Source organism: Helicobacter pylori SA213A, assembly GCF_000476275.1.
In the GTDB taxonomy this organism is placed as follows: Bacteria; Campylobacterota; Campylobacteria; order Campylobacterales; family Helicobacteraceae; genus Helicobacter; species Helicobacter pylori_CL.
This window is the reverse complement of sequence record NZ_CBOM010000018.1, coordinates 1-21457: the sequence shown is the minus strand read 5'-3', so window position 1 is coordinate 21457 and position 21457 is coordinate 1. Positions and strand designations below refer to the sequence as shown.

At 40.2% G+C, this 21457-nt stretch carries 16 protein-coding genes, 2 tRNA genes and 2 pseudogenes; 11 read left to right on the top strand and 9 right to left on the bottom strand.

What is annotated here, in order from left to right; genetic code table 11:
- The first annotated feature begins 57 nt into the window (after positions 1-57).
- Positions 58-1602: an outer membrane beta-barrel protein HofG gene (gene hofG, locus QT74_RS06490; protein ID WP_033741227.1), complete on the top strand. Its 1545-nt coding sequence runs from the start codon at positions 58-60 to the stop codon at positions 1600-1602.
- Between the two features lie 148 nt (positions 1603-1750).
- Entirely contained in the window at positions 1751-1900 is a 150-nt protein-coding gene (locus tag QT74_RS08545) for a hypothetical protein (RefSeq protein WP_033765535.1), read from the top strand.
- A 478-nt stretch (positions 1901-2378) separates the two neighbouring features.
- Here the strand turns inward: QT74_RS08545 and alpB are convergent, their stop codons facing one another.
- The 8 genes from alpB to fliK all read right to left on the bottom strand — a co-directional run bounded on the left by alpB (position 2379) and on the right by fliK (position 14417).
- Positions 2379-3965: a Hop family adhesin AlpB gene (alpB, locus tag QT74_RS06480; protein ID WP_033765533.1), complete on the bottom strand. Its 1587-nt coding sequence runs from the start codon at positions 3963-3965 to the stop codon at positions 2379-2381.
- Positions 3966-3986: 21 nt separating this feature from the next.
- A complete protein-coding gene (gene alpA / locus QT74_RS06475) occupies positions 3987-5543 on the bottom strand; it encodes a Hop family adhesin AlpA (protein ID WP_033765531.1) in 1557 nt (518 codons plus the stop codon).
- 537 nt (positions 5544-6080) lie between these two features.
- The gene (locus QT74_RS06470; protein ID WP_033765530.1) at positions 6081-8108 is read right to left on the bottom strand and encodes an ATP-dependent helicase; all 2028 of its coding nucleotides are present in this window, start codon (positions 8106-8108) and stop codon (positions 6081-6083) included.
- Positions 8109-8116: 8 nt separating this feature from the next.
- Positions 8117-9262: an Eco57I restriction-modification methylase domain-containing protein gene (locus tag QT74_RS06465; protein ID WP_033765527.1), complete on the bottom strand. Its 1146-nt coding sequence runs from the start codon at positions 9260-9262 to the stop codon at positions 8117-8119.
- A gap of 9 nt (positions 9263-9271) precedes the next feature.
- Positions 9272-9859 carry a hypothetical protein gene (locus QT74_RS06460; RefSeq protein WP_033765524.1) on the bottom strand — a complete coding sequence of 196 codons (588 nt, stop codon included), beginning with the start codon at positions 9857-9859 and terminating at the stop codon, positions 9272-9274.
- 51 nt (positions 9860-9910) lie between these two features.
- The gene (locus tag QT74_RS06455) at positions 9911-11728 is read right to left on the bottom strand and encodes a flagellar hook protein FlgE (RefSeq protein ID WP_033765522.1); all 1818 of its coding nucleotides are present in this window, start codon (positions 11726-11728) and stop codon (positions 9911-9913) included.
- Positions 11725-12798 (bottom strand): flagellar hook assembly protein FlgD, encoded by a 1074-nt coding sequence (flgD, locus tag QT74_RS06450; protein ID WP_033765520.1) that lies wholly within the window; start codon positions 12796-12798, stop codon positions 11725-11727. The genes QT74_RS06455 and flgD overlap by 4 nt, the downstream gene beginning before the upstream one ends.
- A gap of 50 nt (positions 12799-12848) precedes the next feature.
- Positions 12849-14417 carry a flagellar hook-length control protein FliK gene (gene fliK, locus QT74_RS06445; RefSeq protein ID WP_033765518.1) on the bottom strand — a complete coding sequence of 523 codons (1569 nt, stop codon included), beginning with the start codon at positions 14415-14417 and terminating at the stop codon, positions 12849-12851.
- Positions 14418-14569: 152 nt separating this feature from the next.
- On the opposite strand from fliK, the pseudogene pta reads away from it, so the two are divergent.
- From pta to hypD, 7 genes and pseudogenes are all read left to right on the top strand, one after another.
- A pseudogene (gene pta, locus QT74_RS08735) lies at positions 14570-16125 on the top strand (phosphate acetyltransferase).
- A pseudogene (locus QT74_RS06435) lies at positions 16122-17336 on the top strand (acetate kinase). Before pta ends, QT74_RS06435 begins: the two co-directional pseudogenes overlap by 4 nt.
- 97 nt (positions 17337-17433) lie before the next feature.
- Complete coding sequence (locus tag QT74_RS06430; RefSeq protein WP_033765517.1) at positions 17434-17733, top strand: cupin domain-containing protein; 300 nt, start codon at positions 17434-17436, stop codon at positions 17731-17733.
- Positions 17734-17743: 10 nt separating this feature from the next.
- A complete protein-coding gene (locus tag QT74_RS08800; protein WP_000973846.1) occupies positions 17744-17872 on the top strand; it encodes a hypothetical protein in 129 nt (42 codons plus the stop codon).
- Positions 17873-17982: 110 nt separating this feature from the next.
- Positions 17983-18711, top strand: coding sequence for a hydrogenase nickel incorporation protein HypB (gene hypB / locus QT74_RS06420; RefSeq protein WP_033765516.1), 729 nt, complete (start codon positions 17983-17985; stop codon positions 18709-18711).
- Positions 18711-18947, top strand: a complete 237-nt coding sequence (locus QT74_RS06415; protein ID WP_000335461.1) for a HypC/HybG/HupF family hydrogenase formation chaperone — start codon at positions 18711-18713, stop codon at positions 18945-18947. Before hypB ends, QT74_RS06415 begins: the two co-directional genes overlap by 1 nt.
- Positions 18948-18961: 14 nt before the next feature.
- Positions 18962-20074: a hydrogenase formation protein HypD gene (hypD, locus tag QT74_RS06410; protein WP_033765515.1), complete on the top strand. Its 1113-nt coding sequence runs from the start codon at positions 18962-18964 to the stop codon at positions 20072-20074.
- Between the two features lie 84 nt (positions 20075-20158).
- Here hypD and QT74_RS08725 read toward each other — a convergent pair whose 3' ends face one another.
- On the bottom strand, positions 20159-20680 hold the full coding sequence (locus QT74_RS08725; RefSeq protein ID WP_033765513.1) for a hypothetical protein: 522 nt from the start codon (positions 20678-20680) through the stop codon (positions 20159-20161).
- Positions 20681-20760: 80 nt separating this feature from the next.
- Between QT74_RS08725 and QT74_RS06400 the strand changes: the two genes are divergently transcribed.
- Positions 20761-20835: transfer RNA gene (locus tag QT74_RS06400), tRNA-Gln, on the top strand.
- 23 nt (positions 20836-20858) lie between these two features.
- Positions 20859-20935 (top strand) — tRNA-Met (locus QT74_RS06395).
- The last annotated feature ends 522 nt before the right edge of the window (positions 20936-21457 follow it).

Here is a 21457-nt window from a genome sequence, read left to right as displayed (position 1 = left end):
GATTATAATTATAATCTCAACAAAAAAGATCATACAATTAAAATTAGGGAGAGTTTAGTGAGGCAAGAAAAGTATTTTTTGACTTCTTCTTTATCGCTTTTATCGTTTTTATTATGTCCTGTAGAAGCTTTTGACTATCGGTTTAGTGGTCGTGTGGAGAACTTTTCTAAGATTGGTTTTAACAATTCTCAAATCAATACCAAAAAAGGGATTTATCCTACTGAAAGTTTTATAGATATTGTTACTTTAGCGCAAGTCAAAGTCAATTTACTCCCTAAAGGCACCGAAAACCACAGGCTCTCTGTCTCTTTGGGTGGGGCGATTGCAGCCATTCCTTACGATAAGACTAAGTATTATATTAACCAGGCTAACGGGAAGGTTTTTGGCTCTATTGTGGAGAATTTCATTGGGGGCTATCATGGATACTTTTTTAATAAGTATCTTGGCCCTGCTTATGCAGGGACTTCTCAATCAGCGAGCTATCATGCAAGGCCTTATGTGGTGGATACCGCTTTTTTGCAATACGATTACAAAGATGTTTTTGGGTTTAAAGCGGGGCGTTATGAAGCGAATATTGATTTTATGAGCGGATCGAATCAAGGGTGGGAAGTGTATTATCAGCCCTATAAGACTGAAACGCAAAGGTTAAGGTTTTGGTGGTGGAGTTCTTTTGGGAGAGGTTTGGCGTTCAACTCTTGGATTTATGAGTTTTTTGCGACGGTGCCTTATTTGAAAAAGGGAGGCAACCCTAATAACAGCAATGATTTCATCAATTATGGTTGGCATGGGATCACCACGACTTATTCTTATAAAGGTTTAGATGCTCAATTTTTTTATTATTTTGCGCCTAAGACTTATAACGCTCCCGGTTTTAAGCTGGTTTATGACACGAATAGGAATTTTGAAAATGTAGGCTTTCGTTCTCAAAGCATGATCATGACGACTTTCCCTTTATATTATAGGGGGTGGTATAACCCAGAGACAAACACTTATAGTTTAGAAGACAGCACGCCCCATGGCTCGTTGTTGGGGAGGAATGGCGTTACTTTAAATATCCGCCAGGTTTTTTGGTGGGATAATTTCAACTGGTCCATTGGCTTTTATAACACCTTTGGCAATTCAGACGCTTTTTTAGGCTCTCACACGATGCCAAGGGGTAATAACACTTCCTATATCGCTAATGAAATCTCAGTAACGACCAGGCATGCTGGAATGATTGGCTATGATTTTTGGGATAATACGGCTTATGATGGGCTGGCTGATGCGATCACTAACGCTAACACTTTCACTTTCTACACTTCTGTTGGAGGGATCCATAAGCGTTTTGCATGGCATGTTTTTGGGCGCGTCTCTCATGCGAATAAAAATGCGCTAGGGCAAGTGGGGAGGGCTAATGAATATTCCGTGCAATTCAATGCGAGCTATGCGTTCACTGAATCGGTTCTCCTTAACTTTAGGATCACTTATTATGGGGCTAGGATCAATAAAGGGTATCAAGCAGGGTATTTTGGAGCGCCCAAATTCAATAACCCTGATGGCGATTTTAGCGCTAATTACCAAGACAGAAGTTACATGATGACCAACCTCACGCTGAAGTTTTGATTTTCAATCGCAGCAAGTTAAAAACACTCCAAGGCATTTTTTAAAAAGTATAAAAGACTTTGCACAAAGCTAGTTTCTTAAAAGCGCCCAAACGCTAAAGACGATTGGGTTTGTTGGGGGAGAGTTTGGTTCTTGTTCTGTGTGCCTAATGGATTTTACAGAATTTGATCTCCAACGCATTCCCTCTATCATATCTTATAAAGGCGTAACTTTGCGCGCTTCCTACACTAAATACAAATGCATGGGGGTGTTATACTGCAAATTAGCGGCATTCACCCCAAACACTAAAGATGTTTAGGATTTCTGCTTGGGGGTTTTAAAAGCGGTTTTCTTGGGTTAGGGGGGATTTAAGTTTTTGGGGGGGTTTCAAAATACTTCCTATCCCCTTAAAAAATGGGTTTTACCATAAAATTTAAAACTATAAAACAAAGTTTTAAACCATAGAAATCCTAAACGCCTTTAGCGTTTGATCACCTTTACTATTAAAGCCGTTCTTGGGGGATAATCTCAATATTTGACAGCATTTGATAAAGATTTTGGGTTGTTTTTCTAAGTATAAAAATTTTGAAGCGCTAAAGCTTTTTAAAAGTTTTTAATCAAGCGTTTTAAAATCTCAATAAGCCTTGAGCGTTAAGCTTTTTGTGAATGTTAGCTTTTAATCAAGCGTTCTTAGGGGGTCAATTCCATTATTTGACTATTGGATAAGGGTTTTGGGTTTGTTTTTAAAGTGGGGGTTAAAGGGTTAAATCAAGGCCTATAAAAGGCCTTGAGTTTTTTTAGAAGGCGTAGCCATAGACCCAATACACGCTATAAGGGCGGAAGTATTTCACTTCAGCACCGCCAGCTTTATAGTAAGTGTTGTAAATCGTAGGGATTTGCACACCGATTTCTATAGAATGCTGGTTGTGGCTTTTCAAGTCTTTTTTCAAGATACCAAAGTTCATGCGTAAGCCCACATCAAACAAGAATTGGAATTTCGTCGCTGTAGGTCTGCTCGCAAGTTGAGGGCTGTTTCTTAGCGTGCTGATATAAGTATCCCCTGCGAGTTGGATCCCCCCAAAGAAGCCCGCATTAAGACTCCTACTGCCAAAAGAGCGGCTAAACACATTGTAAAGCACATCAGTCCCCACCCCATAAGTGAGCAAATTGACTTGATTGTAAGTAGGGCCATTACCCACGCCCGCGCCATTATAGCTGAAGAAGCCGTAGTAGCGTAAGCCCACATTCTTGTTTTCCCCAAAGAATTGCTTATAACCGATTTTAGTGATAAACCCGTTAAACGCATTCACTTGAGAGCTGTTGCCGGCAGCGAAATTCCCAAGCCATGGGTTGGCTTTAAGCTCGTTATTCAAAGCGGTAACTTTAGCCAAAGTGTTTGTGGTGTTGTTTAACAGCTGGGTAGAGTGCGTTTGATCAATATTCCCACCATAGCTCACTTGATAGCCGGTTGAATTGCTGATGTTAGCGTTGTTGGCTAGCGTTAAAGCGTTTTGAGAATTATTGACGATGTTTTGCACTAAGCTAGTGAACTCCTTAGCGCTCAAATCATTCCCAGCGTTAGCGGAGTTGAAGACATGTTGGGCTAAAGCGGCGTCCAAAAACGCTTGTGCAGCCCCGCTATCACCGCTTGGTCCCATAGTGATTGAAGCTTGCTTTAAAACATAAGCGATTTGTTGGGCGGTAACCCCATTCCCATAAGCTTGATTGGTGTGATTTTGAAAGATCCCACCCGCTTGGTTGTTGGCGTTTAAGAAGGAGTTCATGTAAGTCAAATAAACGCTAGCGGTGTTAAGCTCACTGAGTTGGTTGGAAAGGTTTTGGCTCGTGGTGTTGTTGTTGCCTTGGAAGATATTCTTGCTGATGTCTTGACTCAAAGTTTTGATAGAGCTAACCATTTCGTTATAAAGAGCCAGGTTACCTTGGAAACAAGGGCTATTGTTAGTAGTAGCGGCTACGGTCGCACCACTAGAGGCTGTGCCGTTACTACCACATTGTTGAACACTACTGGTATTCAAAGTAGGATACAAATCAATCAAATTGCCCAATTGGTTCATAAAGAGATTGCCCAAAGTCCCGGCGACATTGCCTCCTGTGCCTGCAATATTGATATTGGTGTTGTTTGTCGTGGTAGAGTTTAACAGGCCTGCTAATTCTTCGGCTTTGATTTTACCTGGGTTTTTCACTTGTTGGACCACCTGACCTAATTCATACCCAAAGGTCATAAAGCCCCCATCTTCTTCAGCGCCCACTGGATTAAAGCTCAAGCTTAACGCTAGGCTTAAAGGGGCTAAGAATCTTACTTTTTGAGATTGTGTCATTAAATTTTCCTTAATCATTTTGAATGGCTTTAAATTTTGTTTCATGTTTGTCTCTTCCCCCCTTTCTTAGAATGAATACCCATAAGACCAATAAACGCTATAAGGACGGAAATACTTCACGGTAGTCCCTGCGGATTTGTAATAAGTGTTATAAATCGTAGGCACCACTACGCCAAATTCCACCGTGTGCTGGTTGTGGCGGTTGGATTTCCCGTCCAACTTACCGAAGTTCATCCTCATACCGAAGTCAAAGAGAAACTGGAAGTGCGTGTTATTGATTTTCCCATGCAATTTCACATTGGGGTCATCTCTGAGCGTGGATTGGACGGTCTCACCGGCTAATTGGATACCGCTAAAAAAGCCCATATCCACAGAGCGGTTTTGATACGAACGGCTAAAGATATTATACAACACGTCTGTTCCCACCCCATAAGTGTATAACCCTACGCTATTTTGAGTGGATCTAAAGCCCACGCTCGCTCCGTTATAAGAAAAGAAACCATAATAGCGCAAACCGATATTCCTTTTCTTCCCGAAGAATTGCTTATAGCCTATTTTGGTGTAAAACCCGTTCAAAATATTCGTTGAACGGCTGTTCCCGGCTCTGAATTGGGGCAAGTAAGGCATGCTTTTTACCTGATTGTTGAGCGCATTGATCTTATCCAAAGTTACTTGCGCGTTATAAAGAGCGTTAGGGAGCTGACTGGCACGCCCTTGCACAGCGTTAGCTTGGTTGGAGTTTATCCCAGCGCCATTAACCGCGCTCCCGCTAATGGTGTTTTTAGTGAGCTCGTTATAAACCGCTTGAGATTGATCAATAATGCCTTGCACCAAACCTGTAAAAGCGGCCGAATTGAATTCCTTATTCCCAATGTTAGCAGCTACGGCAGAGTTGAAAGCTTCTAAGAGCAATTCATCTTGCTTGAGCAAGTTCGCTGCGTTATTTAAGATATTTTGTTGGCCTTGAAGGTATTGGATGGCTTGTTGAGAGTAAGTTTGACCATCTGAACCAGTCGCACCACTAGTTCCACTAGTTCCACTAGTTCCATTCTTATTCTCTAAAGCCTTATTCATCGCATTAAAAAACACATTCCCCGCATTCAAGTAGGTGAGCTGTTGTTGCATGTTGGGGAAATTGGTGTTCGTGCCGTAGTTGGTCTGGCTGCCGATCGTGCTTAAAATCCTGTCAGTCAAGCTAGGGAGCCAGTAATAGCCCGCAGCGGTGCAAGCGCTTTGAGTGTTAAGAGATGTGCCACCGGCTGTCCCTGCAGCCGCGCAAGTCCCATTGCCTACCGCGCCTTGTAAAAGAGCGTTCGCAGCCACATCACTACCATTGAGCTTCTCTGGATAAGCCCCTAAAAGCGAATAAAGGTATTGAGAGAAAGCGTTACTCAACGCCCCTGCGACATTGCCTCCGGTGTTGTTGTTGAGAATGTTGTTCGTAACATCAGCGTTAAGCTCTCTGGCGAGTTCGTCCCTTTTAGTGCCACCTGGGTTTTGGACATCTTGCATGACTTGCCCGAGCTGATAACCGACGGTAAAAAACCCTCCATCATCTTCTGCATAACTTATGCTAGCGCAAAGGGCTAGACTAAGAAACAGCGTTCTATTTTTCTTTGTCATAATTTTCCTTATCAATGGGATGCTCCTTGATTGAAGTTTAAATTTAGGATTTAGTTACATCAAAGCTTGCAAATAGTGTTTAGTAATACAAATTATTAGATGTAATTGTGATATTCTCACATAATAAAAATTAAACTAACCTTAAAAATCCCCTTACAAACCCCTTATAAAGGAAATAAAGTTACAGCAATTGGAGCGTTTTTTAACAAAAAAAAAAAAACGGGATTTCATAGGGGATTAGCCTTAAATTTTAGGGGTTTTTAAAAACGCTTTTTGGCATTCTTTGGTTTTTTAAACTATAATCACGCCAACGCAAATAGTCATTTTAAGTTATCTCTTTTGTTGCGGGTATTTGGAGCATGTTAGGGTCTAATAGTGGGTGGTTACCCCAATAAGGAGATAACCAACTATGAAATCACTATTAGTAATCATAGTTTTAATGGCCATCGCAACGCCATTATACTAAAATTTTGGCTCTAGCGCAAGCTTAAAATCTATGGTTGCTAGCGTTTTAAACAAACAATACAAAAACCAATTTTATTTTGAATCGGGTTTCAAAAGCCCCGCTTCATACAAAAACACCGAAGGCTTATGCTCTTTAGGTTTGGCGTTTTCTCTCAATTCGTTTTTCGCATAAGAAAGCCATAAATTTTCCTTAGCCCTTGTGATAGCGACATAAAAAAGCCGCCGCTCTTCTTCAATGCCCCCACCGGTATTCATGAGCTTGTGGTTAGGGAAACGCCCCTCCATTAAATCTATAATATAAACATCTTTAAATTCTAAGCCTTTAGAAGCATGCACGCTCAATAGATTCACGCCCTCACCTTGCGTGGCTTCACTAGATCCTATTAAAGTGCCGTTTAAAAAACGCCCTAAATTTTGGTAATTTTTCGCTAAAGAACTCAGCAAGTCCATTTTTTCATTGAAGCGTTTTTGCACTTGGAGTTTTTTAAATTCGTTATAAGAGCCGTCCTTATTTTTGGATCGCTCTTTTAAAAGGCGTGTTTTAAAGGTTTGAAAAAATACGCTTTCTAGAATGTGTTTGATTAAAGCGCTAGGGGAATGAGTAGGGGCTTTGGTATAAAGAGTGAAAAAATCGCTCAGCATTTTAGCCCCATTGAGTGAGATTTTAGGGTGCATCAATACTGGGTGCGAATGAAACGCCTTATCTATCACGCTATTAAACCTTGAGCTGTTTTCTAAAGCAAAAATTTCTTCAAAAAGCCCCATAGAGGTGATTTCTTTTTTCTTCGTGTAAATTTTGGCTTCTTTGCTTGGGTGGGTTAGGGCTAGTTTGAGATCGCCATTGCCTAAAAGCATCAAAGCTTCATGAATGTCTTTAGCGGTGTTAGAGCCAATATCGCTGATATAGCTTAAAATGTGAATCGCTGCCATAATGTCTTTAGGGTTAAAGATGAGCGCGCAAATGTCTAACGCTAACGCCACTTCTTTGGATTCAAAAAAGCCCGCACTCCCTTTTCGTTTGCTTGGCACGTTGTGGGATCTTAAAGCGGCTTCTAATTGATCCGCGCTGGCGTTATTCCTAAAAATCACCGCCACTTCTTTAAAATCCTTCCGCATGACAATGCGTTTAGCGATGTCTTGGCATTGCGCGATATTGTCGTTGTAATTTAAAAGCGTGGGTTTATTGAATTTCCCTGATTTCACCACTTCTAAATTTTTAGGGTAAATGCGCTCGTTGCGCTGTATCACTTGATTAGCGAGATCTAAAATCTCTTTAGAAGAGCGGTAGTTTTTAGTGAGCGTGAAAACCTGGGCGTTTTTGTATTTTTGAGTGAAATTAGAAATGATAGAAATATCCGCCCCATTAAAAGCGTAAATGCTCTGATCGTAATCGCCCACACAAAACAAACTGGGAGGGTTGATAGCGTCTAAAATGGATTCCTGTAAAGGGTTAGTGTCTTGAAATTCATCGCAAAGCACTTCTTTATAAGGGCTAGATCTTTCTAGCATCGCTTTTTTAAATAACAGCAGCAAGTCGTTATAGTCAATATAATTATGCTTTTTTTTAGTGTTTTCAAATTCGTCTAAAATGTTTTCATAAAGGGCGGCGTATGGCGTGTGTTCAGGGTTTTTAGTAGAAAGCCATGTGCTAAAATCTTCTTGTTTTAGAGCGTTAGTGTAAAGAGAATAAAGGGCGTAGAGATGCTGCGAAGTGTAGGGCTTTTTATCGTCATCTATGGCGTTTTTAGTGTCCACAATGCTTTCTAAAAGTTTTCTCAATTCTTTAGGTTGCTTTAGGCTTAAGTTTGGGTAATGCTCTTTTAAATAGCGATACGCTACCGCATGGAAAGTGCCCGCTTCAATTTTGGAGCTTGATTTAAAATATTTAGCCACCCTGGCGATCATTTCATTACTCGCTTTATTGGTGAAAGTCAAAAGCAAGATTTCTTCAGGCTTGATGCCGTTATCAAGCAAGTATAAAATGCGCCCCACAATGGTAGAAGTCTTTCCTGTGCCAGCGCTTGCAATCACTAAATTATACCCTTGTAAAGCCTTGGCCGCTTTTCGTTGCTCAGGGTTTAATTGCAAAGTTTCTAACAAGTTTTATCCTAATTGAAAAAGTCTTTAGGCAAAAGCGCGTTTTCTAAAGAGCGTTGCGAAAACAAAAAACGCCCATCGCACACAAAGCCCAATTCTTGCCAGTTGATAGCGTTGAGTTTGTCGCAGAGGTTTTGTAAGTCCAAGTTTTGGTTATAAGGGAATAGCGCTAAAATAGAGCCGTCATAATTAGGGCATTGGTGGATGAAAAAGGGGTTTTTTTGGCGCGTTTTGGCGTTGACATAAATGCGTTTTTTAGGGGATACGTGATGCATTCTCCCCCATTCAAACCAATTATTTTCATTGAATTTTTTAATCTTTCTTTGCATCAAGCTATCTTTATGCTGGAGTAAATAATCATTAGGCTCATTGACAAAAACCATTTTTTCTAAAACATTGGTTCTTTTGGTGATTGAGGTGACAAATTCTAAATTCCCGTATTTTTCATTTTTAAAAATCTTATCGCACCCGCTCACTGCCCCCACTTTAACCTTAAAAACCTCGCTTAATTTTTGCGTGTAAGATTGGTTGAGGAAATACAAAATGCCTTTTTTGCACAAAAATTGCAAACCATCGTTGGTGATTCTACTGAAATTGCCCTTACAAAAACGAAAAATCACGCAATTAGGCATGGCGTTTGGGAAAATCTTTTGATCGCCTAATTCAAAAAAATGCGTTATTGCGCCTTCTTTGTAAATCCATTCGTTTAATTTCACGCTAGAAGTGGATTTTAAAAAATCCCTTGGGGTGATGAAAATCAATTCGCCTTGAGGTTTTAAATGCCTGATCGCTTTTTCTATGAAAAACAAGTAGAGATTACTCCTTTCATCAAAAAGGCTGTAATGGAGTTTTTCTTTGGTGCTTGGTGCAATATCCTTATGCTTGACATAGGGCGGGTTGCCAATAATGGTGTCAAATTGATTTTCTAAAGGGTAGTCAAAAAAGTCCATGCAAAGGGCATTTTTAGGGCAGATTTTAGGATCGATTTCAATCCCTACGGCCTTTTTTAAGCGCTTTAAAAAACTCCCATCGCCCGCGCTTGGCTCTAAAACACTCCCATGATTGTGCTTGAGAGTGAGCATGAAATCCACTATATTTTTAGGGGTGAAAACCTGCCCTAAGGTTTTAATGTCTAAATTATTCAAAAAATTCTCCAAAAACTTCTCTTAATAAATATTAGCCCTTAGAGTTACACTTTTGGCTAAAGCGCTTAAGATGAAGTTTTTACTTTCTGTAAAGTTTCTTTGAGCGATTTCTCTGTTGTTATCCCACTTGCATTGAAAGGGCAAGTTATTGCCATTTGGCTGAAGAGTTTGAATGCCTTTTAAGGAATTGATAAAAATATCTTTAGGATCGTTTTTGTTGATAATCAAAAAATAATAGTCTCTATTGGTGTTTTTGCCTAAGTCTTTATGCAGTTCTTGAAAGTATTTTTCCCATGCAATTTCGTTATTAAATTCCGGTAATAAGCCACACAACGCATAATAAATCCCTAATTTACCATTAAGATTGTCAGCGGTTTTTGTGGTGGTGGTTTTAATATTAACAGGATAAAAAATATCGTTTTCTTCAAAACTAAAATCCCACCACTCTCTGGCTTTTGGTAGTTGGATAGGAAAATAATCCTTAATGGTGTTTAAAATTTCTTCTTCATTGACAGATGGATTTAAGCGCCCATCCTGTAAGGGTTGGGACAAATGATAAGGGTTTGTTTTTAAAAATTCTGCAATTTCATTAAGCTGTGTGGGTATCATTAAATATCCTTATTAAAAAGGGTATTTTACCACACTCCTTATTTTAGCCCCTTATTTTTTCAAGCTAATGGCTTCTTTAATCATGTCATCGCCCGCGCCAAAGGCCCTAGCGTTCATGGAATAGCCTCTTTGCATTAAAATGAGGTTGGTTAGGGCGTTCCCGGCATTCACGTTGCTCGTTTCTAAATATTTATGCCTGATTTTCCCAAACTTGAGCTTGCCCTCTTCGTCCCACCCTAAAATGGGGTTACCGCTTAGGGGTCTGTTTTCGCCATTAATGGTGCCTTCTTGCATTTCATAGAGGTTACCGCCGATTTTCCTTAAGCCTTGATCGTTAGTGAAAGCTAAAATACCGATGCGAGCGACCGGCTCTACCACTCCGTTACTAAAGGCTAGAGAAATCACGCCATTTTCTTCAATGCGCATGTCTCTAAAAATACCCCTAGGCTTGCCGTCTTGACTCGCTTCTAAGAGTTTAGAGTCTTGGTAAGACAAATCGCTAGAATCATGGTTTTCGCTCTTATCTAGTGAATAGGTGAGCTTATTGCCCTTAAAATCCAAAGTCATGGGGGCGGATTTCATTTTGTGCGTGGCTGAATCAAAGCCGACAATTTCCCAAGTGGGATCATTGATGGGGGTTTTGTTTTTGGGATCTGCGATGTAGCTTTTCACTTCCCAAGTTTGGTTTTTCCTTTTACTCGTGGGGCTTGATGTGGGATCGTTGGAATTGGTCATGTAATATTCGCTTTGGAGCAAGTATTTATCCCCGGCCTTGTCATAAATATCCACTTCTGTGCTATAATAAGGGATTTTAATCGCTACTGAATCCCTGCTAATGCCCTTTTTTAGTTCCATTCCGTCCGCTTTCAAGCCCAATTTATCCGCAATGCCCCCACTCAAGCTAAAGGTGATAGGCGTTTCGCTAGGATTAGCGATCTCTAATAAAAGGGGGGGGCTTTTGGCGTCTTTTTCGCTTTTGATGAGGTTTAAGTCTAGCCCGGTTTTTTCTTTAAGGAGTTTTTGCAAATCGCCTAAAGTTTTGAATTGGTTTTCGCCTTTTTCAGCGTCCCCATAAGTGAAAACAAAATCCTCTTTTTTGCCATCTTCTTTTTGGATACTGATGTTTAACTTACGATTAGTGATCGCGTCTATGGGCTCGTTATCGTCATTCGCTAAAGCGTTAATATCCTGGTTTAAAAAACGCTCCTTAATAATCTCGCCCTTGTCGTTTAAGAAAAAATCTTGCACGCCTTTTAAATGGTCTTTAGGGTTTAAATTCACGCTGATACCCACTTTCGTGCTAAGCACCGGCTGGTAAGTCAAATCTTGGGGGATTTGTAAGGGCGAAAGGGTGTTGCCATGCAATTTTTCAATGTCTTCATCTCTGGCGGTGGAATTGAGCGTGCCGTCTTTGATTTTTTTCAAATCAATGCCATAGACATAATAGCCCTCAGGGGTTACTAAATAACCGTCAGCGTCTCGTGCGAAATTACCGGCGCGGGTTAGAAAATTATCCTGTTTTTTGCTAAAGCCGTCTTTATTAATGGTCATTTCCCCATTTTTATTGGGCCCTATCACAAACCAGCCCTTGCCTTGATACGCCATATGGAATTCCCCCTCGCTTGGCATGTATTCCCCATCTTTATTAGAAAGGACATTGCCTGAGCCTGTAACGCCGTAATTTCGGTCGTTAGCCACAACGGATTTGGCGTTCAAAGCGTCTAGATGCGAAGAAAACAAGGTTTTAAATTCCGGATCATTGGAGCGATAGCCTAAAGTATTGACATTGGCGATATTATTTGAAAGGCTGTCAATACCAAACTGGTGGGTCTTAATCCCGCTATAAGCGTTTAATAAGGTGTCGTTCATGCTGTCTCTTTAGGGGAGGTTTGGGGTTTTTGATCAAGAGATTTTTGATCAGAGAGTTTCTGTTCAATCGGTTTTTGATCTAGCGGCTTTTGTTCAGAGATTTTCTGTTCAAGCGGTTTTTGATCAGAGAGTTTTTGATCAATCGGTTTCTGTTCAATGGGTTTTTGTTCAGAGATTTTCTGTTCAAGGGCTTTCTGTTCAATGGGTTTTTGAGGCTTCTGATCCGAGAGTTTTTGGGGTTTTTGTTCAATCGGTTTTTGATCCGGCTTGTAAAACTCTATCGCGCTGTCTATGGGTAAAATCATTTCGCCCATTCTTAGCATGGGCTTGCCTTTATCAAAAACCACGCTTTCCACTTCGCCCCTACCAATGCGCGTTTGCAAATACTGCTTGCTGTGAGAATCTAAATTGTATTCAGCCTTGATTTTATAATTGCCTTTAGGGACTTTTTCGCCCTTTTCGTTTGTGCCGTCCCATTCAAAATTGATATACCCCTTTTGCCCGTTATAATCTTTTAAAGGAATCGTTTTGACTAATTCATTGTTTTCATTCAGGATTTGAATCGCTGGCACTCCTTTAGAAGCGTCAATTTTTTCATCAAAAAAGAGCGAAAAAGAAAGCTTGTTGTTGCCGTCAAAATTCGCCCCGCTCACATCGGTTTCAGCGATTTTGCCTATCATGCTCACCGAATTAAGGGCCGTTACTTCCCTTAAAGCGTTATTCGCTTTCAAGCTATCGTCCATGCCCTTATTCAGGTTTTCCATAGTGTCTTTTAAAGCGCCTTGAAAGTCTTTTAAAGACTCGTTAGTTTCTTTATTGGATTTCATGGCACTGGCGACTTCTTGCATGGTTTTTTTGTTTTCTTCTTGCATTTCCACTTGCGTGAGCTGCGCGGTTTGGGTGATGATCTTATCCGTTTCCATAGGAGCGGTGGGGTCTTGATTTTTCAATTGCTCTAAAAAGAGTTTCATGAAAGCGTTTTTATCCAACCCGTTAGCGATGGTGGGCTGTTCTTTTTTCCTTTCTTGTGCGGCTTTAGCTCCTGTAACTTCTGCTAAATCAATGGCCATGATCTCTTCCTTGTTAAAGATGTCTTATTATAGAGCAAACTTGCTTAAAATCACGCATAAAGAGTGATTTGCATGCTCGTTTCTTGGTTTTCATGGTCTGTATTCTCTTGGTAGCTTTTTAGGGCGTTTTCTTTTAAGGGGCTTGATTCTTGCTCTTTGAATAGCTCTCTTAGTTGCTCTTTGGGTTGCTCTTTGGAAGAATCTTGTGAAAAGTTCAAATCCACCCCTTCAAAACCTAAAGCGTTCAGGCTGTTTTTAAGATCTTGTTGGTTGTCCAAAAAGGTTTGCAAGCTGTTGTTGTGAGAAATCACGCTCACTTTAAGGTTTTTACCCACTTTTTGAATAATCACTTCAACCTTGCCCAATTCCTTAGGGAATAAATCCATAGAGATCCTACTCATGGGGGGTTTGTATTCTTGGATTTCTTGCTTTAATTGCTGGGTGAAATGCCTGATCGTCTCTTTAGGGGTAACGCTTTTATTCTCGCTTGTCTTATCGCTAGCTTGGGCGTTTTGTGCGCTTTGAGCGCTGTTACTAGATTCTTTAGTTTTTTCTTTATTTTCGCTTATTTCTTGAGTTTTTTCTTCTTTTTCTAGGGGCGTTGGAATATTATCGTTAGGGGGAGGGTTAGCTCCTATTAAAGGCATTAAAGGGGGCGTTTTAAGAGGGATTTTAGGGGCATTTTCTGGCACTATGCTTGGGGCTGTAGTTTGGGCTTTAGTTTGGGTTTTTTCTGACTTTTTTTTAGAAAGCGTTTTATCCCTTTTAATAGCGTTCATTTGTAAAGCTTCCTTTAAAGGGGGCGTTTTTTTTTCGTTATTAGGGGGGTTTGCGTGTTCTTTATTGTGCGATTCTTTTTTTTCTAAAGATTGCAAAACGCTAGAAAGGTTGGCGGTGTTTTTAGCGTCGTTCTTTGCAAGGGTGTGGTTAATGCTCGTTTGCGTTGTTTTTAAAGCAAGATGATCGCTCGCATTTAAGGGGGTTTTATTTTCTGGGGTCGTGGCCGCTTGAATGTTGCTAGCGTTTAAGTCATGTTTTTGGCTGAGCGTTTGGATGTCTTTAAGGGTTTTTGACTCTTTAGCGTTATGGGTTGGGGTGGTGGGGTTTTTGATAGCGTTATTAGCGCGATTAGTGGGGGTTATAGGGTTTTTATTAGGCAAGTTTGTTTGATGAGCGCTAGAAGTAACTTCGTTAGGCTTTTTTTCATTCTTGTTTAAAGTTTCGTTAGGGGTTTTGGGGTTAGTTTCATTAGCCTCATGGGTCTCATGTTGAGCTTCATGCGAGGCGGTGGTTTTTTTGTGGTTGAGCCAATCTTTTAAGGTAGGGGCTTGTTGGCTTTTAGCGATTTCTTTAGGAGTTTGAACATGTGGGGTAGGGGTTTTTTCAAGCGTTTTAGCGTCCTCTTTAGCGTTTTTAGGCGTGGCTTTTAAAGCGTTAGGATTTGGCGATTCTTTAGGGGCGGTTTTGTCTTTAGAGATCTTTTGGTTCAAGATCTTACTGAAATCCTTTGATGCGCTTTTAGGGGCGTTTTTGGTGTCTTCGTTTTTCGCTCCGCTATTTATTAAAGTGCTTGCATTGGCGTTTGCGTTGGTGTGAATGGGATTAATAGGAGATGGCATGATTATCCTTTAAAACAACTCTTTTATTTTACATGGTTGGAGTTAAGCAAAAAGAGTTCCTTAAAGAGCGTTTTTTTAAAACTATGGTTTCGTTTAGGTTTAATTAAATTTTGCTACAATTAAATAAAAACGATAATTTTAGGGAAATTGGCATGCAGGGTTTATGGATTTACCCAGAGGATACCGAAGTTTTAGGGGCTGCTTGTAAGAGCCTTTTAAAAGCGCTAAAGCCTTGTTATCAAAAAATCGCCTTGTTTTCGCCCATTAGTGGGGGGTGTGAGGGCTTTTGGGAGTGCGAGAGCTTGAACTCTTTAGAGTTTCATAGTGCCATAGACAAACAAAAGGCTTTAGAGCTTGTAAGCACTGCTCAAGAAGAGTTACTATTTGAAACGATTCTCAAACGCTATGATGAATTACAAACCACGCATGATTTTGTGGTTTGCTTGGGGTATGCACCGAAGTTTTTCTTAAACGCTCTTTTAGATTTAAACACCACTTTAGCCAAGCATTTAAACGCTCCTGTGGTGGCTGTTGCGCAAACGAGTTTGGAATATTTGAAAGCCATGCATTCTTATATTCTCAAAAAAGAATCCCCTTTCGCTGTAGGGTTATTTGCGGGCGAAATGCTTGAAAAACCACATTTTTTGAGCGCGTCTCTTTGCAAGCAACAATGCGAATTAGAAGCGAGCGTAGTTGAAAGCGTGTTGCAAACAAAAAGCGAGATTATTACCCCTTTAGCCTTTCAAAGGAGCTTGGAAAAAAAGGCTAAAAAACAGATTAAAAAAGTGGTTTTACCAGAGAGCGAAGATGAAAGGATCTTAAAAGCCGTGCATCGTTTGAACGCTATGGGCACAGTAGGATTGATTTTATTAGGCGATAAAGAGATTATTAATTCCCAAGCGAAAAATTTGAACTTGAATTTAGAAAATGTAGAAATCATTGATCCCAACACTTCTCATTATAGAGAAGAATTCGCTAATCATTTGTATGAATTGCGAAAATCAAAGGGATTGAGTGAGCAAGAAGCTAAGCAATTAGTGTTGGATAAGACTTATTTTGCGACCATGCTCGTGCATTTAGGATACGTGCATGCCATGGTTTCTGGGGTGAATCACAGCTGAGACCATTAGACCCGCTTTACAAATCATTAAAACAAAGCCTGGCGTGAGTTTGGTTTCAAGCGTGTTTTTAATGTGTTTGGACACTCAAGTGTTGGTTTTTGGGGATTGCGCGATTATCCCTAACCCTAGCTCTAAAGAATTAGCTGAGATCGCTACCACTTCCGCACAAACAGCGAAGCAATTCAATATCGCGCCTAAAGTGGCCTTGCTTTCTTATGCGACAGGCAATTCCGCTCAAGGCGAAATGATAGACAAAATCAACGAAGCTAGAGAAATCGCTCAAAAGTTAGATCCAAAATTAGAAATTGATGGTCCTTTACAATTTGACGCTTCCATAAGATAAAGGCGTAGCGAAGAAAAAGATGCCTAACAGCCAAGTGGCCGGGCAAGCTAGCGTTTTTATTTTCCCGGATTTAAACGCCGGGAATATCGCTTACAAGGCGGTGCAACGGAGCGCTAAAGCCGTGGCGATAGGGCCTATCTTACAAGGCTTGAACAAGCCCATTAACGATTTGAGTAGGGGCGCTTTAGTGGAAGATATTGTTAACACCGTTTTGATTAGCGCCCTTCAAGTGCAAGATTATTGATAGGAGAAATGATGGAAATTTTAGTTTTGAATCTGGGCAGTTCGTCTATTAAGTTTAAGTTGTTTGACATGAAAGAAAACAAGCCCTTAGCAAGCGGTTTAGCTGAAAAAATCGGCGAAGAAATAGGGCAGTTGAAAATCAAATCGCATTTGCACCATAACGATCAAGAGCTTAAAGAAAAGCTTGTGATTAAAGATCATGCGAGCGGGCTTTTAATGATTCGTGAGAGTTTGACGAAAATGGGGATCATCAAAGATTTCAATCAAATTGACGCTATAGGGCATCGTGTGGTTCAAGGGGGGATAAATTCCATGCCCCAGTTCTAGTGGATGAAAAAGTCATGCAAGAAATTGGCAATCTTTCTATTTTAGCCCCCTTACACAATCCGGCGAATTTGGCCGGTATTGAATTTGTCCAAAAAGCGCACCCCCATATCCCTCAAATCGCTGTTTTTGACACCGCATTCCATGCCACTATGCCCAGTTACGCTTACATGTATGCGTTACCTTATGAATTGTATGAAAAGTATCAAATCCGCCGTTATGGTTTCCATGGGACTTCACACCATTATGTGGTCAAAGAAGCGGCGAAATTTTTGAATATCGCTTATGAGGAATTTAACGCGATCAGTTTGCATTTAGGGAACGGCTCAAGCGCAGCCGCCATTCAAAAGGGTAAAAGCGTGGACACTTCTATGGGGCTAACCCCACTAGAAGGCTTGATTATGGGCACAAGGTGTGGGGATATTGACCCCACTGTCGTGGAATATACTGCGCAATGCGCGAATAAGAGCTTAGAAGAAGTGATGAAAATTTTAAATTATGAAAGCGGCTTGAAAGGCATTTGTGGGGATAATGAGAAACATAGAAGCCAGAAAAGAAAAAGGCGATAAAGAAGCCAAGCTCGCTTTTGAAATGTGCGCTTATCGCATTAAAAAGTATATCGGGGCTTACATGGTAGTCTTAAAAAAAGTAGATGCGATCCTCTTTACAGGGGGATTAGGGGAAAATTATTCGGCTTTAAGAGAGAGCGTGTGCGAGCGGTTGGAAAATTTAGGGATCGCTTTACACAAGCCTACCAACGACAATCCGGGCAACGGGCTAGTGAATTTGAGCCAACCTAACACCAAAATCCAGGTTTTACGAATCCCTACTGATGAAGAGCTAGAAATCGCTTTGCAAACCAAAAAGGTTTTGGAAAAAACAGAATAAAGAATTGTTTAAGAAATCTATAAGAAATTTTTGGGTAAAAAATTAGCTTTCTTAAATTAAGTTCTAAATTAAGAAAACATCACACTAGGAGTTTTTGATGAAAATGGTTCATTTTTTAGAGGGCGTTTGTTTTGAGAAACTTCATATTGAAACGCTGAATGAAAATTCTTCCCATAAAGAAATCCGCATTTGCATGCCTAAAGGAGCGATCATAGATAAACACAAGGCCCCGGGAGCTATCAGCGTGCAGGTTTTAGAGGGAAAAATCATTTTTGAGGTAGAAAATGAAAAAATAGAAATGCCTAAGGGAGCGTTAATCAGCCTAGAAGCCCAAGTTTTGCATCGTTTGGACGCTTTAGAAAATAGCGTCATAAGGCTATCTTTGAGTAAAAAATAAGGAAAATCAAATGATGAAAGCCGTTTTTATCAATGTTTGGTATTTGCTTTTAACCATCATTTTATTAATCATCATATGGAGAATCATTAAATTAGTGTTAAAAGATAAAAACGACAGCGACGATAAGGGGTTAGGGTAAAGCATGTTTTTGATCTAAAAAGATGAGCCAAGAAGATAAAAGAAGTTGTTAAATCATAGCCGTTTAATTAAGCACGCTACAATACGAAAATTTTAAAAAAAGGAACGAACATGAGCGAGCAACGAAAAGAATCGTTACAAAATAACCCTAATTTGAGTAAAAAAGATGTCAAAATCGTGGAAAAGATTTTGAGTAAAAACGACATTAAAGCCGCTGAAATGAAAGAACGCTATTTAAAAGAAGGGCTGTATGTGTTGAATTTCATGAGCTCTCCTGGTAGCGGTAAAACCACGATGCTAGAAAATCTAGCGGATTTTAAAGACTTTAAGTTTTGCGTGGTAGAGGGCGATTTGCAAACCAATAGAGATGCAGACAGATTGCGTAAAAAAGGCGTGAGCGCGCATCAGATCACCACCGGTGAAGCGTGCCATTTGGAAGCGAGCATGATTGAAGGGGCGTTTGATTTGCTCAAAAATGAGGGAGCGTTAGAAAAAAGCGATTTTTTAATCATTGAAAATGTGGGGAATTTGGTTTGCCCTTCAAGCTATAATTTAGGGGCGGCGATGAATATCGTTTTACTCTCCGTCCCAGAGGGCGATGATAAGGTGCTAAAATACCCTACGATGTTCATGTGCGCGGATGCGGTGATTATCAGTAAAGCGGATATGATTGAAGTGTTTAATTTTAGGGTTTCTCAAGTCAAAGAAGACATGCAAAAATTAAAGCCTGAAGTGCCTATTTTTTTAATGAGCTCCAAAGACCCTAAAAGCTTGGAAGATTTTAAAAACTTCCTTTTAGAGAAAAAGCGTGAAAATTACCAATCCACGCATTCGTTTTAATGTGTTTAGCGATCCCCTCTAAAGTCATAGCCATTAACGATAATGTGGCGCTCTTAGAGACTTTGGGCGTTCAAAGAGAAGCGAGCTTGGATTTAATGGGCGAGTCCGTTAAAGTGGGCGATTATGTGTTGCTCCACATCGGCTATGTGATGAGTAAGATTGATGAAAAAGAAGCCCTAGAATCCATTGAGCTTTATCAAGAAATGATCGCCAAAATGAACGAAACGCATGAATAAACGCAATAAAAACAATGAGCGTTGATCACCTCATTTCGCCCTTTAGAGACAAGCAAACCATTTTAGTGCTCTCTAATGCAATCAAAGAACTCGCTTCCAAACTCACAAAAAAATTAGTCATCATGGAAGTGTGCGGAGGGCACACGCATTCCATCATGAAATACGGGCTTTTGGATTTGATGCCTAAAAATTTAGAGTTTGTGCATGGGCCGGGCTGCCCGGTATGCGTGATGCCAAGAGCGCGCCTTGATGAAGCTTATGAGCTAGCTAGCATGAAAGATAGCGTGATTTTAAGTTTAGGGGATATGATGAAAGTCCCCGGGAGCTATGGGAGTTTGATACAAGCGAGAGAAAAGGGGCTGGATGCGCGCTTTTTGTATTCGCCCATGCAAGCTTTAGAAGTCGCTAAAGAAAACCCGCATAAAAAAGTCATTTATTTTGCGATCGGTTTTGAAACCACCACGCCCATGACGGCTAGCGTTTTATTGAATGCAAAAAAAGAAAAATTAAAAAATCTTTTTTTCCACATCAACCACATTTTAGTGCCTCCAAGCGTGAGCGCGATTTTAGAAGATCCAGCATGCCGAATCAACGCCCTTTTAGCCCCTAGCCATGTGAGCGTGATCAGCGGCGCTTCAATCTACGCCCCTTTAGTGGAGCACTTTAAACTCCCCATCATTGTGAGCGGTTTTGAGCCGGTGGATATATTAGAAAGCGTGTTAATACTATTAAAACAAGCCCTAAACAAAGAATATAAGCTAGAAATCCAATACAAAAGAGCGGTGAGCTATTGGGGGAATACAAAAGCGCAAGAGCTAGTGCATGCATGCATGGAAGTGAGGGAAAATTTTGAATGGAGAGGGTTGGGGAATATCAAACATTCCGCTCTCAAACTCAAAGAAGAGTTTGCCTCTTATGACGCTGAAAAAGTCTTTAAAGAACATTTAACCCACAAAATCACAAAAGAAAACAAAGCATGCAAGTGTGGGGACATTTTAAAAGGCATCGCTAAGCCCCTAGACTGCTCGCTATTTGCTACAACTTGCACCCCACAAAATCCGATCGGCAGTTGCATGGTCAGCTCTGAGGGGGCGTGTGCGGCGTATTATCGTTACAAGCGCGTTTGAGTTTTGAAAATGGCTCTAAACCCCTAGACTGCTCGCTATTCGCCACAACTTGCACCCCACAAAACCCGATCGGCAGTTGCATGGTCAGCTCTGAGGGGGCGTGCGCGGCGTATTATCGTTACAAGCGCGTTTGAGTTTTAAAAATTGCTCTTTGGTGAAAGCGCTCAAACCCTCGCAATTCACATTCACGCTAACCGGTTTTTTAGGGGGTTTTAAAACCGGTTTTTGGTAGGGCCTTTTTTTCACGCTCGCTTGAACGCTTGCAAAATCCAAGGGGCAATTTAGGGCTTTGAGCGTTTGTTTTGTTTCTAAAAAATGCGTTTTTAAGTCGTGGGTGTAGCGCTCTTCTTCTGTTTTAAAGGCTTTCAAGAAACTCGGGTGCGTGAAATAGATTTTTAGGATTTTATATTCTATTTTAGCGTATCTAAACCCAAGCTTTAAATCCCCTAAAGCTTGAGCCACGCACTCATTAAGCAGCGCTTTTTGCTTGAGCTGGAGTTTTAGATTGTTAAACGCAGACATTTGGCCGATTTTTTTAAACAGCAAAAAGGTTTCTCTCTTTTTTAAATAGCGCTCATAAATCAAAGGGTCAAAATGGTTTTCCATGATGGAATGATAGCATTTTGACTTGACTTTTTTAAAAAGCTTTTGTATAATGTTTCTTTTATTTTATTATTTTATCGTTTTGGGGTGTCGCCAAGCGGTAAGGCACCAGGTTTTGGTCCTGGCATTCCGAGGTTCGAATCCTTGCACCCCAGCCATTCTTTTTCTTTCATTAGCGTATCGCGGAGTAGAGCAGTCCGGTAGCTCGTTGGGCTCATAACCCAAAGGTCAGTGGTTCAAATCCATTCTCCGCAACCAATCCCTTTTTTAAATTTAACCCTGTTTAATAGAATTGATAGAATTTAAAAAAATGCTTTAGCATTTTTAAGATAAATAATAAAAGAGCTTGTGCAGCAAGCGATATTTTCTAAAAAAGCGGTCTTCTTAGGGGGATTTAGTTGGGGGTTAAGGGGGAGAGTTAAAGTGCAAAATACCCCCCTATCCCCTTAAAAAAATAAGTTTCATTAAAGAAAATAAGTTTCATTAAAAAAATGAGTTTTCCCTTAAAAAAATAAGTTTCATTAAAGAAAATAAGTTTCATTAAAGAAAATAAGTTTCATTAAAAAAATGAGTTTTCCCTTAAAAAAATGATTTTCCTTAAGAAATAAGTTTCCTTAAAAAATGAGTTTCCTTAAAAAATGAGTTTCCTTAAAAAATGAGTTTCCTTAAAAAAATGAGTTCCCTTAAAGAAATTGATTTTCCTTAAAAAACAACGCTTAACCATCGTTCCACCACGAAACGAAACAAAAAACGCTAAAATCAAAAAAATTCTAAAATTTT